Source organism: Curtobacterium sp. SL109, from assembly GCF_026672405.1.
Taxonomy (GTDB): domain Bacteria; phylum Actinomycetota; class Actinomycetes; order Actinomycetales; family Microbacteriaceae; genus Curtobacterium.
On the sequence record NZ_JAPPRB010000002.1, the window covers coordinates 968,469 to 981,488 of the forward strand.

The following is a 13,020-nucleotide window of genomic DNA, read 5'->3' on the forward strand; positions in this document are numbered from 1 at the left end:
GGGAACGAGGACGAGGGAGCAGGAGACGTCCGGTCGGACGTCCGCTGCTCCCTCGTCGGGGGTGGTGCGGGTGGACTACGCCAGCGTCGCCGCGTCGATCACGAAGCGGTAGCGGACGTCCGAGGACAGCACGCGCTCGTAGGCCTCGTTGATCTGCTCGGCGTTGATGAGCTCGGTCTCCGGCAGGATCCCGTGCTCGGCGCAGAAGTCGAGCATCTCCTGGGTCTCCTTGATGCCACCGATGGACGATCCCGCCCAGCTGCGGCGGCCCGGGAGCAGCGCGAACGCGGGGACCTCGAGCGGCTCGGACGGGGCGCCGACGTTGACGAGCGTGCCGTCGACCTTGAGCAGGCCGAGGTACGCGCCCATGTCGACCTTGGCCGACACCGTGTTGATGATGAGGTCGAAGGAGCCCTTGAGCGTCTCGAAGGTCTCCGGGTCCTTGGTCGCGTAGTGGGCCTTCGCGCCGAACTTCAGCGAGTCCTCCTGCTTCGCGGTGGTCTGCGACAGGACGGTGACCTCGGCGCCGAGCGCTGCGGCGATCTTGACGCCCATGTGACCGAGGCCGCCGAGGCCGACGATCGCCACGGACATGCCGGGGCCGGCCTTCCAGTGGTGCAGCGGCGAGTACAGCGTGATGCCGGCGCAGAGGAGCGGCGCGACCTTCTCGATGTCGAGCGACTCGGGGACGCGGAGGACGAAGTCCTGGTCCACGACGACGGCCTGGGAGTAGCCGCCCTGGGTGATCGTGCCGTCGGCCGGGTCGACGCTCGTGTAGGTGCCGACGTTGCCCTTGAGGCAGTACTGCTCCTGGCCGGCGAGACACTGCTCGCACTCGCGGCAGGAGTTCACCATGCAGCCGACGCCGACGAGGTCGCCGACCTGGTGCTTGGTGACGTTCTCGCCGACGGCACGGACGTGGCCGACGATCTCGTGGCCGACGACCTGGGGGTACTGGATGTCGCCCCACTCGCCGCGGACGGTGTGGATGTCCGAGTGGCAGATGCCGGCGTAGGCGATGTCGATCTCGACGTCGTCCGGCCCGACGTCGCGGCGCTCGATGGTGGTCTTGACGAGCGGTTCGGTGGCGGACGGTGCCGCGTACGCGTTGACGGTGCGCATTGGTCTCCTCGTGGGGTTCCGGGGTGCGAGCCGGTGGACTCGCAGGGTGCGGGCCGGTGGGCCCGCACGGGACGTCAGCGGTGTGCTCGCAGAGTGCGGGCCCGTGGGCCCGCGCGGGGCGGACCGCTTCCGATCCACCGTCCATGGTGCCCGGTGGAGCGCTCCTGAGGGAGGCACGGACAGGGCACCCCGGGCCGCTGACCAGTTCGCGCACCGGGCTTCGAGGACGTCCGGGTGAGGCCCTACGGTGGAGCTACCGAGTTGGTACCGATTCCGTCGTCACGATGTCACCCGCGTCCTGCGGATCCCTGACACAGCGGAACACCTCGGCAGCACGGGCCTTCACCGCCCACGAAGGGGCTGGTCGCATGACCGCCACGACCGCTTCACTGCCCACCCACGAATGGCACCGCCGCGGGCTCCGTTCCCCCGCCGAGATCGCCGCCCTGGTCGAGGCCCGCCTCGTCCACCACACGGACCTGCACGAACCGACCTACGCGGACTTCCTCGGCGAACAGGTCGCCTGAGCGCGGAGCCCGCCTGAGCGCTGAGCCGGCCGGACCGCTGCTCCCCGTCAGGCGCCCGTGTCCTCGTGGCTCGCCCCGACGGGTTTCGACTCGGACGACCCGCGTGCACGGAGCACGATGCCCAGCACGGCCATGCTCCCGACGGCGAGGAACTCCGACTGCCAGTTCTGCAGCGTGCGGTTCCAGAAGTCCGCGCTGTGGACGTACTCGACCCAGGTGACCGGGGCCTCCAATGCGGTGAGCTGTTCCTCGTCGTACGCGACCACCCCGGCCACGGACTGCGCCAGCCACGACAGCAGGAAGATGCCGCCCATCACGATGAGCAGTGAGTGTGCGAACACGACCTGCCGCAGACCACCGGCACGGGCCCACGCCGGGGAGTCTGGGCGGGCGAAGCGGCCGACCCGCTGCTCCTGGTCCGAACCCGGGCCCGCCTGGTCGACGTCCTTGGACTCCGACGAGCCGCGCTGCACGAACCAGATCGTCGCCCAGATGTAGAGCAGGAACTGCAGGTACTCCGACTGCCAGTTCTCCGCCACGTCCGCCGCGAAGCTCGACGAGGTGACGTACTCGACCCACCCGACGGACACGAGTCCTTCGGACACCTGCGTCTCGTTGAAGGCCGCCCACCCCGCGAAGGACTGCCCGACGAGGGCGGCCACGAACAGCGCGCCGAAGAACAGGCTGAGCGAGTTCTGCCGCAGGAACCGCACCGTGGTCACCGCCCCAGCAGCCCGAGGGTCAGGAAGCACCCGAGACCGACGGCGATCACGGCGACGTAGCCCCAGGCGACGCGGCGCATGTCAGCTCCCGTCCACGGTGCAGTCGTACGGGGCGTCGGTCCGCGACGCGCACCCCGCAGCACGCACCAGCCAGGTCGATCCGGAGCGGGCGAGGAACAGCGCTGCCCCATCCCGGCCGACCATCGCCGCCCGGCCGTACACCCGAGCGTCGTCAGGAGCGTCGGCCGACGGCACCGCGAGCCGGAGCCGGCCGATCCCGGTCGCGCACGTCACCCCGCTCGCCGTCTCGACGTCCTCGCGGGCATCCCGCGTGAGGAGCGCACACGCTCCGGCGCCGTGGCCAGCCGAGACCGCCTGCGCGAACTGCTCGGCGGTGGCCTCGGCCCCGGCCCGTGCCGATCCACCGGCACTGCACCCGGCGACGACGACCAGGACGATCGATGCCGTGCTGACCACACCCGACAGGCGTCCGACGACACTCGACGGTCGCGGTCGCGGTGCTCGCACTGGCCCTTCCATGGGCCCGGGGTACCCCTGCTCGGCTGAACCGACTCCTAGCTCCGCGGCGTCCGCGCGAAGAACAGTGCCAGCGCCCCGAGCACACCGGCCCCGATGATCAGGACCCAGGCCACGGCTCCCACGGCACCGTCCCACGGAGCGATCAGGAGCCCGATCCCCACGAGCAGCAGCACCAGGGCTGCGACGAGGGTCAGGACGTGCGGTCTGCGGGTCCAGGAGCCTGCCATGGCTCCACCGTACGCAGGACGGCTGGACCGCCCGTGCTCGCCCGGTCCGGCGGGGGTGGCCACCGCGCTGCGTGCTGGTCGGTCCGCGCTCAGGCCCGCGCGGCCAGCCGCTGCCCCGCGATCCGGGCGAAGCGCAGCGGGTCGGCCATCGCGTCGGACGGTTCGCCCGTGGTCTGCGTCGCGATCACCGTGAGCGAGGCCGCCGCGTCGAAGTCGTCCACGGGCGCGTCGATCGCCCCCGCGACGAGCATCCGCCGGCGACCCTCGGCCATCGCGCACACGACCGACGCGACCTTGCCCGCGGCGGACTGCCCGTCGAAGCGTCCTTCGCCCGTGACCACCACGTCGGCGGTCGCCACCACGTCGGGCAGCCCGAGCACCGCTGCCACCGCTCCGGCGCCGCGCGCGAGCGTCGCGCCCCACACCAGCAGGCCGAAGCCGGCCCCGCCCGCGGCACCGGCTCCGGGCGTCGTCGGGTCGACGTCGGGGAAGCGTGCAGCCCAGGCGGCCAGCCGGGCCTCGTGCACCGGGACCCGGTCGGGCGTCACGCCCTTCTGCGGTCCGAAGACCGCCGCGGCACCGGTCGGGCCGAGGAGCGGCGACGTGACGTCGGTCAGGACGGTGACACCGAGGGGTGGCAGCGGCCGGAGCGTCGACGTGGTCAGGTCCCCGAGGTCATCGAGCCCGTCGAGCCCGTCGAGCAGGGACCCCGGTCCGGCGGAACCGGAACCGGAACCGCTGCCGGGACCGGCGCCGCCACCCGCCCCGACGCCCCCGAGTCCGAGCGCCCCGAGGAGGCCCGCCCCACCGTCCGTCGACGCACTCCCGCCGATGCCGAGCACCAGCCCCGTCGCCCCGGCGTCGAGTGCGGCGGCGATGGCCTCACCGAACCCGGTCGTCTGCGCGGCATCGGGCTCGAGCGTCGACAGCAGGGGGAGTCCACTCGTCGCCGCGAGCTCGACCACCGCGCGTCCGTCGGGCAGCGCGAGCCACTCGGCGTCCACCGGGGCACCGGCCGGCCCGGTCACCGTCACCGGCATCCGCCGCGATCCGGGGACGGCGGCCGCGAACGCGTCGAGGGTGCCCTCGCCACCGTCGGCCATCGGCAGCAGCGTCACGGTGTCGTCGGGCCGGGTGGTCAGCCACCCGTCCCCGATGGCGACGGCGACGGCGGCAGCGGTGGCCGTCCCCTTGAACGAGTCCGGCGCGACGACGACATGCACGCAGCAACGCTAGCGGTCAGCCGGGTCAGCCGGGTCGGCCGGGTCGGCCGGGTCGGCCGGGTCAGCCGGGCAGCGCGAAGCGCGGGTGCGGCGCCCCGCCCGTCGCCAGGTCCGCGACCATCGTCCCGAGCAGCGGCGCGAACTTGAACCCGTGCCCGGAGAACCCCGTCGCGACCGTGACCGGTCCACGTCGGTCGATGACGAAGTCGTCAGCGGGGGAGTTGTCGTACAGGCAGCTGATCGGGTCGGGCCGGCTCGCGTCGACCCCCGGCACGAAGCGCGCCACGTAGGCCTGCAGGCGCTCCAGCTCCTCGGGGACGGGCGTGCGGTCGCGCCGGTCCGGGTCGACGACGGGGCCGGTGCCGTGGAACCCGACCTTGACGCCCTCGCCGGGGGTGAACAGCCCGTAGACGTCGGGGCCGTCCTCCGGCCAGTGCACGAAGCTCGGCCAGGTGGCGTCCGGCAGGTGGCTGGGGAAGTGGGCCGGCTGCTCCTGGGTGACGCGGATGGCCGGGAGGCTCGCCCCGCGTCCCCGGAACAGCTCGCCGACCAGCGTGGGGGCCCAGGACCCGACCGCCGCCACGATGCTCGGCGCCGTCACGGTCGTGGCGCCGTCCGGGCCGTCGAGCGTCAGCGTGACGGTGTCCCCGTGGTCCTCGATGCCGGTGACGCGCGTGGCGAAGCGGAGCTCGGCGCCGTCCGACGCCGCCAGGTCGAGGAGCGCCTCGACGGTGTCGGCCGAGCGGATCCGACCGGCCGAGGCGTGCGTCAGGACGTGTCCCTCGAACGCCAGGCCCGGCCACCGTGCCGTGGCCTGCTCGGGCGTGAGGCGTTCGTGGTCGATGCCCGCCGCGGCGAGCTCCCGCGCGATGGCGTCGACCTGCGCCGGTCGGCCGTGGTCGACGGCGCCGGTGCGGTCGAGCAGCGGACGCCCGCTGGCGGCTTCGAGCGCGACCCACGCCGCCAGGGCCTGCTGGCAGAGCGCGACGTACTCGGGGTCTGCGTAGCCCATGCGGAAGATGCGGCTGGCTCCGTGCGAGGAGCCGTGGTCGTGCCCGCGGCCGTGCTGTTCGACGAGCAGGACGTGCTCACCCCGAGCGGCGAGGGACCGTGCGCTCGCGGCGCCGACGACCCCGCCCCCGACGACGACGTGGTCGAACGCTGCGTGCATCCCGCGATCCTACGGCGGCGGTCGTGCCCGGCCTAGGCGTCGTCGGTCAGGCGGACGGTGGCATCGCGCGCTGCGGCCAGGACGTCGGCGTCCGACGCGGTGGTGCCCTGCGCGGCGAACAGCGCGGCGCTGACGCTGTCGAACGCCATCTGCGCCCGGAGCCGCTCGGGCACGGTCGTCGATCCGGGCAGGACCCGGTCGATGACGGCGCCGAACAGGGACCGCCGATCCGTGCCGTCCGCCGCGAGCCGTTGCATGACGGGCCCGTTGGCGTGGGCGAAGCGCATCCCCTGCAGCCGCTCCTCCGCGGTGGAGTCGACCCAGCGCAAGGCCGTCCGGCGGAGCAGGTCGGGCGTTCGAGGCTGGTCGTCGACCCAGGCGAGCAGGTCGTCGACCTCGGTGCGCCGGTTCTCCATGAGGGCGGCGAGGATCGCGTCCTTGCTGGCGAAGTGGTAGTAGAGCGACGACTTCGTCATGCCGAGGGCCTCGGCGAGGTCGCGGATCGACGCTCCCTCGAAGCCGCGCTCGGTGAACAGCTCGAGGGCGACACGGAGGATCTCCGAACGGGTCTCGCTGCCAGGCCGACGCTTCAGGTTCTCCATGGCCACAGCCTAGTTGCAGAACGATCGTTCGGTCAGTATGGTCGGGATTACCGAACGATCGTTCGGTAAAGACGAATGGAATGGACCATGAAGCCCCCAACCCGCACCGCGCAGCCATCCGTCGCGATCATCGGCGCTGGCCCCGGCGGCCTCCTCGCGGCGCGCATCCTGCAGCTCGGCGGCGTCACCGTCACCGTCCACGATGCCGATGTGTCGCTGGGGTCCCGGATGCAGGGCGGCACGCTCGACCTGCATGCCGACTCCGGGCAGATCGCGATCGACGACGCCGGCCTCACCGAGCAGTTCCTCGCGCTGGCGCGTCCGGAGGGGCAGGCCCACCGCCTCCTCGACCCGAGCGGCGTGGTCGTCGCCGAGCAGCACCCGGCACCCGGGGAGACCGCCGCACCCGAGATCGACCGGGCGCAGCTGCGGGAGATGCTCGCCGGGTCCCTCGCGCCGGGCACCATCCGGTGGGGACACCGCCTGGTGGACGTCGATGGCTGCACCCTGTCGTTCGCCGACGGCACGACCGTGACCGCCGACCTGGTCATCGGTGCCGATGGCGCCTGGTCACGTGTCCGGGCTGTCCTCACCGACGCCGTCCCGCAGTACACCGGGGTCACGTTCGTCGAGGCCCTCTTCACGGACGTCACCCACCGGCACCCGGAGATCGCCGCGCTCGTCGGTGACGGCCACATGTGGGCCAACGGCGACGGGAAGACCCTCGTGCTGCAACGCAACAGCGGCGACGTCGTCCGCGGGTACATCTCGTTCCGGACCGAGCTCGACTGGCTCGCCACCGCCGGCCTCGGTGCTCCCGACGGTCGTGGCGGCGTCCTCGACGCCAGCGGCACGACGGCCACCGACACCGAGCGCGTCCGACAGGTCCTGCGGGAGCGCTTCTCCGACTTCGCGCCCGAGCTCCTGCGCGTCATCGACGAGTCCGAGGGGGTGCTCCCCAACCGACCCGTCTTCGCGCTGCCGACCCCGACCACGTGGGAGCACCGGCCGGGCGTCACGCTGCTCGGCGACGCCGCCCACGTCATGTCGCCCTTCGGCGGGAACGGCGTCAACCTCGCACTCCTCGACGGGGCCGAGCTCGCCCGCGCCGTCGTCGGGGCGCTCCGCGCAGGCACGGACCTCGCCGTCGCCGTCCGCGGGTTCGAGTCGGTCATGACCCATCGCGGCGCCGCGATGGGCAGGGCAGCGAACGACGCCATCGTGGAGCACTACGCCGTCGGTGGCCCGGACCGCGACAGCATCCCCGACTTCGACGACGAAGCCGAGCGCTGGCGGTCCAACGCCGCCGCCTACCGAGCCGACCAGCGGTGACGCGGGATGAAGGGGCGGGGAGTGGTTGGCTCCCCGCCCCTCTTCTCGACCGTCCCTGAGCGACCGGATCGAGGCCTCCCCATGATCGAGCAGTCGTCCCGTCGATCCGAGCCGTTCGGCCTCCGCTGCGCTGCGGGGCGGCCGATCCTGCGCCGGGTGTCTCCTCGGTGCGCCCTGCGTCCAGGACGGCTCCGGTCGTGCGGCGACGAGCTCAGCGCTCGAGCGTCTGCCGCGGGGACTCGTCGTACGCCTGGCGGTACGCCGAGCTGAAGCGGCTGAGGTTCGTGAACCCCCAGCTCCGTGCCACCTCCGTGACGGTCGTCTCGGCCGGGGTCGCCGTCGCCAGGTGCTCTCGGGCGTGGCGCAGGCGCGCTCGCCGCAGGTACTCCGTCGGCGTCGTGTCGAGCGCTCGCCGGAACGCCAGCTGGATGCCCCGGACGCTCATCCGCGCGGCCTCGGCGATCTCGACGATGCCGATCGGCGCGGCAGCGTTGTCCTCGATGAACTGGGCCGCACGACGCACCGCGGTGGGCAGCGCGGCGTCGCAGGACGGGGAGCCGACCTGCTCGACCGTCATGCCGAAGGCGTCCACCGCCGAGGCCAGGACGAGGTCGGTCGTCGCCTTGCGGATGAGCGCGTAGCCGCTGAGGGCCGAGGTCGAGAAGACGCTCGCAGCGTGGCGGGCGACGTGGCACCAGTAGCTCGCCGCCGCATCGGTGAGCGGTCCCGAGGACGCCGTCACGAGGCGCGCGCCCTGGGCGTCGGCGCCGACGTGTCGGGCGAGTGCGCCGACGTCGAGGTTGACCACCATCAGGTGGTGGTCCGACGACCACGACCGGGCGATCCCCGGGCGGAGCAGGAAGGGCTTCGTCGTGTCGAGGGGGTCGTCGTTGCTCGTGACGCGGTACTCACCGCCCGACGCCATCCCGATGCCGACGACCCCGTCGAAGCGGACGGCAAGCTCGGACCGCGAACTCACCTCGAACCGGGCGACGCTCACCGCATCGCTGTCGCCGACGACCCGCTGCTTGTACGTGAAGGGCGCCACGCATTCACGGAAGGCACTGCCGGGGTAGACCCGCTGGACGAGTTCCTGTGCCTCGTCGCGGTCGTGCGTCGTGAACCTCGCATCGACGAGCATGCCGTGCCTCCTCCTGGGGAGCGTGCCTGATCCGAGCGTCGGCTGGTGGGGCCGGCGCAGGTCAGGTCAGCGTACCCAGGACATCCGGCACGGATGCTCGGCGGACTCGGCTGCAGCCCGACTACGGCCGTTCGTCGACGAGGGCGACGAACCGGCTGCCCACGCCGTCGACCTCACGCCGGACGAGCCCGGCGGTCGGGTCCGGCGCCTGGTAGGGCGCGTGGTAGTCGCACATCAGGTGGTCCCAGTCCGGCCACCACTTCTTGGGCCGTGCCTCTTCCGAGTAGCCGCAGACCGAGCACTCGAGGTGGACCCAGACCTTCTTGGTCCCCGTGCGGTTCGCCCGGGACTGCACGAGCCAGGCGGGCGGGTCCTGCTCGATGGCCTGGAGTTCGGCTTCGCTGAGGCGCGACGGGATCCCGTGGTGGGTCGCCATCTCGATGGGGATGTCGAGGCGGACGGCGGCATCGCGTCGGGAGAGCATCCCCCCAGGGTAGGTTCTGTCGCTGCTCGTCGCGTCGATGCGCTCCGTGGTCCGGTCCTCAGCGGTTCGGTGCGAACTCGACCCGGTCGTGCCGTCCGACACCGAAGCGGAGTCCCGGGTACCGCAACCCGGAGAAGTACATGTTCGTGTGTGCGATGACCTGCCGGGCGCTGATCGGCACGCCCTCGTGCTCGGCGTCGACGGTCGTGTGTGCGTCACCGACCAGCGTGACGTCGAACCCTCGGACCGCAGCGGACTGGGTGGTGGTCCGGATGCAGTAGTCCGTCTGCGCGCCGGCCACGACGAGGTGCGTCACGCTCAGTTCGGCGAGGGCGTCGGCGAGTTCCGTGCCGACGAACGCGTCACGCCGGGTCTTCCGCATGAGCGGTTCGTCCTGCCGCCGTCGGAGCGGTGCCGCCAGCTCCCACTCCGGCGTCCCCTCCGGGAAGTCGTCGTGGTCCTGGACCCAGATCACCGGGACACCGGCCGCGCGGGCACGCTCCACGAGCAACGCGGTGCGGTGGGTCACCCCGCCGGCGTCGTGGCAGCCGTCGAGGACGCCGACCTGCATGTCGATCACGATGACCGCGGTGGTTCCGTTCATCGGCTCATCATGGCAGTGACCGGGGCGGCCGTCGCAGGACGAGAGGCCCGCTCCGCTCACTGGATCAGGTCACTGCTCCGCGCCAGGAAGACGCCTCCCACCAACGTCGAGCTCCCCGGTCTCAGCCGACAGCGGGATCGACCGGCGGGTCCTCGGGCTGTGGGTGCTCGTCCTGCCAGATCGCGTCCACCGCGCCGAACTCGCGCGGGTAGCACTGCGTGTCGAAGACCTCGCTGCCGGTGGACGGCGTCGCGTACAGGTACCAGGGCCCGGTCCCTCGTCCGCTCCTGTTCCACAGGCCGTCCGCGTACCAGATGAGGGGGACGTCGTCCATCGCCTGTCCCGCCTGTGCCTGGCACGCGAGCAGGCGGTTGAACGCCGTCCGGTACTCGTCCAGGGAGACGACGCCGTCGGTGGTCTCGGCGCGCTGCTGTGCGGAGGGTGCGGCGATGCGCGGAGCCTGTGCCCAGGACACCCAGACGGCGTACCGGTCGGTGTCACCGGCGGAGAAGGTCACTGCCGTGGCTCCGGTCGAGGCCGCCGGGGACAGCGACCAGCCGGTGGCCTCGGACGTCGGATCGCCCCGTCGACCGCAGACGCTGCCCACCGTGGGGCGGCCGGCGACCTCGACGGTGGGTGTGTCGCCGTCGAGGCACGCCCACGCCACCGCGACGCTGTCCGCGCCGGCAGGGCGATCGGACGGGGTCAGCGAGGTGGCGCCCCGCACCACCCGGAACGTCGGCGTGCCCAGGATCCGGCCGTGGTTCGCGTCCTCGACCATGTAGCGCGCCGTCGTGGCGAGGGAGCTCTGGACGGCGACGTCGGGGTCGCTGCCCGGGAGCGCCGCGGCGGTGAGCCCGCCGGTCAGGCCACCACCGACGAGGAACGCGACCGCCACGGCGATGACCGCCCCACGGGTCGGACGGGGTCGGCGGTGGCGCTCGGGGCCCGTCGTGCGGGTGGACGCGACGTCGGCGACGAGGGCGTCGCGCATCGCGGTCAGGCGGGGGGAGATGTCGTCGTTCACAGTGCGCCTCCGAGGGGTTCCGCTGTGGCTGTGTAGCGCTGGTGGAGTCGAGCCTTCGCTCGGTGGAGCCGGGACTTGACGGTCCCGGGTGCGACACCGAGAGCGGCGGCGGCCTCGCGCTCGCTGAGCCCCTCGATGACGCACAACGTGAGCACGCGTTGGTCGGCGAGCCCGAGTCCGCGGAGTGCCGTCACGGCGTCGCCGTCCGTGTACTGGTCAGCGGGGTCCGGTGCCGGGTCGTCGACGGGGAACCGGCCGAGGAAGCGGCGGTGTCGCCCGGTCGACCGGGTCAGGTTGTGGGCCGCGTTCGTCGTCGTGACGAGCAGCCACGGCAGCAGCGAATCGTCGACGAAGCGGACCTCGTCGCGTCGCCGCCACGCCTCGAGGAACGCGACGGCGACGAGGCGTCCGCGTCGGCGGGGCTGGGGACGAGTCCGACCGCGTGCCGCCGCAGTCGTGGGGCATGGCGGTCGAACACCCGCCCGAACGCCTGCCCGTCGCCCGCGGTGCTCAGGGCCCAGTCGGCCCGGTCACCCGTGATCTCGTTCATGTCCTGAGTTGTCCGCAGACCCGCGATCGGTTCCCTCGTCGGCGTGTCCTCGACGACTCCCACGGACGGCCGACCACGTGCAACACATCCTGCGGAGACAGGGAGGCTTCGCAGCGCTCTTCGGGAACCGGCTCCTCACCATCCTGTCCTGAAGGGTCCTCCTTCGAACCTGCCGGCATGACACACATCCCCTACCATTGCGTCGTGGTCGCTGCGGTCCAGTTCTACGCGTCGGACGACGACGTCACAGCGTTGCTCGACCACATCGGGGAAGGACGAACGGCAACCATCTGGCAGTGGCCACTCGTGGAGCGCGAACCAGTCAGTCTCAGTCGCACGGAGGCGGGTGGACATCGGTCGGTCGTGGTCCTCTCCGAGGAGTTCGGGCCGCCGGTCGTCATGTACCGCGATGACCCTGTGCTGCGCGAAGGGACTGTCACCGCGGTCATGTCGACGATCAACTTCCAGCGTCTCGACCCCGGACCAGGCGTTGGCCTCGTCCACCCCGACCGGTCACCCGTGCTCTTCTGGCAACCCGGTCGGGTCGGTGACGGGGAGTTGACGACCCACCTCATCGGCTCCCAGGCACAGGCGATGCGCGCGATCTCACCGGAGTACGAGCGGTGGGTCAAGCGAGTGATGGGATGGGTCCGACGACGGGGGACCAAGGTCTGGGGACTCGAGAAGGGGGCCGTGCGGCCGGATCTGGACGTCCGAGTCAGGACCGTGAGCGCGGTCTACGCCCTTCCTGGGGCACTCCGCCTCCTCGAGGGCGGCGCGACAGGGCTCGACTAGAGGTCGTTCAGATCCACGCGGTCTCGTATACGAGGTGCCCGCCGTGCTCGAGTTCATCGAGCCCCCTGCGGAAGGACCGCAGCTGTTCACGACCGACCACGGAGCAGGCGACGAGGTGCCCGCGTGTCTCGACCTCCGCGCCGTGCGTCGTGAGGAGGTCCTGCAGAGCGGCGGCGTCTCCGTTGGGCGTGACGAGGACTCGGAGGGACCAGTGGTCGCTGCGCTCGACGACTTCCCCGGGGGACACGCCGATCTCCTGGTCGTCCTTGAGCGCGACGACGTCACCGAGGCTGTAGCCAGACGTGAAGAACGGGATGCAGCACAGCCGGAAGCGCTGCTCGTCGAGCTTCTCGAAGAGCAACTGTTCGAACCGGAGCGTCCCCGGACCGCTGTCGTCGAACGTCGTGTTCGCGACGACGTCGACTCGGTCGCCCCACACCGGCGAGGGGTGGAGGACCCACTCGTCCGGATTCGATGCCGATGACAACGAGTTCCTTCCCACGATGAACGACGCCGGACGCTCGGCGTCCGCGAACGATCGTAGTGATCGGCAGCGACTCCTCCCACGATCATTCGGGAGCGGATCGTCAGGCGGTCAGTCGGGCTCGGAGCTCTCCTGGCGTCAGGTCGTAGCCCGTCGCACGAGGTCCGGACCAGTTCAGACCTGCGCTGAGTCCGTCCCGCTCGATTCCAGGAAGCCATCGGCTCTCGAAGTCAGCGCGCGAGATCTCCAGGGGTCGAAACCCCTCGTACGCCGGAACCTGTGCGATGACGCGCTCCGCCCGCGACCGCCGAGACCAGAACGGCATTGCCCGGCGACCATCGGCTGCCTTCGGTGCCGGCACGCCGTTGTCGTCTTCGACCGTCCACACCGGGCCGTTGCCACCGATCTCCCGGAAGAACGACGACGCCTGTGCAGCACTGGAACTCACAACGCCAAACTAGCGGTGACC

17 protein-coding genes are annotated in these 13,020 nt (G+C 71.8%); 3 read left to right on the forward strand and 14 right to left on the reverse strand.

What is annotated here, in order from left to right; genetic code table 11:
* Nucleotides 1-75: 75 nt before the first annotated feature.
* Nucleotides 76-1,122, reverse strand: coding sequence for an NAD(P)-dependent alcohol dehydrogenase (locus tag OVA28_RS06115; protein WP_268096186.1), 1,047 nt, complete (start codon nt 1,120-1,122; stop codon nt 76-78).
* Nucleotides 1,123-1,490: 368 nt separating this feature from the next.
* On the opposite strand from OVA28_RS06115, the gene OVA28_RS06120 reads away from it, so the two are divergent.
* Entirely contained in the window at nt 1,491-1,649 is a 159-nt protein-coding gene (locus OVA28_RS06120) for a hypothetical protein (RefSeq protein ID WP_194659927.1), read from the forward strand.
* A gap of 47 nt (nt 1,650-1,696) precedes the next feature.
* On the opposite strand, the gene OVA28_RS06125 is transcribed toward OVA28_RS06120, so the two are convergent.
* The 6 genes from OVA28_RS06125 to OVA28_RS06150 form a co-directional block, all read right to left on the reverse strand.
* Nucleotides 1,697-2,362: a DUF6766 family protein gene (locus tag OVA28_RS06125; protein WP_268098160.1), complete on the reverse strand. Its 666-nt coding sequence runs from the start codon at nt 2,360-2,362 to the stop codon at nt 1,697-1,699.
* A 90-nt stretch (nt 2,363-2,452) separates the two neighbouring features.
* Nucleotides 2,453-2,848, reverse strand: a complete 396-nt coding sequence (locus OVA28_RS06130) for a hypothetical protein (RefSeq protein ID WP_268096188.1) — start codon at nt 2,846-2,848, stop codon at nt 2,453-2,455.
* Nucleotides 2,849-2,946: 98 nt separating this feature from the next.
* Nucleotides 2,947-3,138, reverse strand: a complete 192-nt coding sequence (locus OVA28_RS06135; protein ID WP_071279573.1) for a hypothetical protein — start codon at nt 3,136-3,138, stop codon at nt 2,947-2,949.
* A gap of 89 nt (nt 3,139-3,227) precedes the next feature.
* On the reverse strand, nt 3,228-4,361 hold the full coding sequence (locus OVA28_RS06140) for a glycerate kinase (protein ID WP_268096189.1): 1,134 nt from the start codon (nt 4,359-4,361) through the stop codon (nt 3,228-3,230).
* A 61-nt stretch (nt 4,362-4,422) separates the two neighbouring features.
* Nucleotides 4,423-5,532, reverse strand: coding sequence for an FAD-dependent oxidoreductase (locus OVA28_RS06145; protein ID WP_268096190.1), 1,110 nt, complete (start codon nt 5,530-5,532; stop codon nt 4,423-4,425).
* 32 nt (nt 5,533-5,564) lie between these two features.
* Entirely contained in the window at nt 5,565-6,134 is a 570-nt protein-coding gene (locus OVA28_RS06150; RefSeq protein ID WP_268096192.1) for a TetR/AcrR family transcriptional regulator, read from the reverse strand.
* A gap of 87 nt (nt 6,135-6,221) precedes the next feature.
* Between OVA28_RS06150 and OVA28_RS06155 the strand changes: the two genes are divergently transcribed.
* Entirely contained in the window at nt 6,222-7,466 is a 1,245-nt protein-coding gene (locus tag OVA28_RS06155; protein ID WP_268096193.1) for an FAD-dependent oxidoreductase, read from the forward strand.
* Nucleotides 7,467-7,677: 211 nt separating this feature from the next.
* On the opposite strand, the gene OVA28_RS06160 is transcribed toward OVA28_RS06155, so the two are convergent.
* The 5 genes from OVA28_RS06160 to OVA28_RS06180 form a co-directional block, all read right to left on the reverse strand.
* Nucleotides 7,678-8,607: a helix-turn-helix transcriptional regulator gene (locus OVA28_RS06160; protein WP_268096194.1), complete on the reverse strand. Its 930-nt coding sequence runs from the start codon at nt 8,605-8,607 to the stop codon at nt 7,678-7,680.
* 121 nt (nt 8,608-8,728) lie between these two features.
* Entirely contained in the window at nt 8,729-9,091 is a 363-nt protein-coding gene (locus OVA28_RS06165; protein ID WP_194659932.1) for a hypothetical protein, read from the reverse strand.
* 58 nt (nt 9,092-9,149) lie between these two features.
* Nucleotides 9,150-9,695 (reverse strand): cysteine hydrolase family protein, encoded by a 546-nt coding sequence (locus tag OVA28_RS06170; protein ID WP_268096196.1) that lies wholly within the window; start codon nt 9,693-9,695, stop codon nt 9,150-9,152.
* Nucleotides 9,696-9,816: 121 nt separating this feature from the next.
* Complete coding sequence (locus OVA28_RS06175) at nt 9,817-10,722, reverse strand: hypothetical protein (RefSeq protein ID WP_268096197.1); 906 nt, start codon at nt 10,720-10,722, stop codon at nt 9,817-9,819.
* Nucleotides 10,719-10,916, reverse strand: a complete 198-nt coding sequence (locus OVA28_RS06180; RefSeq protein ID WP_268096198.1) for an RNA polymerase sigma factor — start codon at nt 10,914-10,916, stop codon at nt 10,719-10,721. The genes OVA28_RS06175 and OVA28_RS06180 overlap by 4 nt, the downstream gene beginning before the upstream one ends.
* Before the next feature lie 560 nt (nt 10,917-11,476).
* Between OVA28_RS06180 and OVA28_RS06185 the strand changes: the two genes are divergently transcribed.
* Complete coding sequence (locus tag OVA28_RS06185) at nt 11,477-12,067, forward strand: hypothetical protein (RefSeq protein ID WP_268096199.1); 591 nt, start codon at nt 11,477-11,479, stop codon at nt 12,065-12,067.
* A gap of 7 nt (nt 12,068-12,074) precedes the next feature.
* Here the strand turns inward: OVA28_RS06185 and OVA28_RS06190 are convergent, their stop codons facing one another.
* Together OVA28_RS06190 and OVA28_RS06195 are read right to left on the reverse strand one after the other, a co-directional pair.
* A complete protein-coding gene (locus tag OVA28_RS06190) occupies nt 12,075-12,554 on the reverse strand; it encodes a DUF4265 domain-containing protein (RefSeq protein WP_268096200.1) in 480 nt (159 codons plus the stop codon).
* A 100-nt stretch (nt 12,555-12,654) separates the two neighbouring features.
* Nucleotides 12,655-12,999, reverse strand: a complete 345-nt coding sequence (locus OVA28_RS06195) for a DUF2750 domain-containing protein (RefSeq protein ID WP_194659939.1) — start codon at nt 12,997-12,999, stop codon at nt 12,655-12,657.
* Nucleotides 13,000-13,020: the final 21 nt, after the last annotated feature.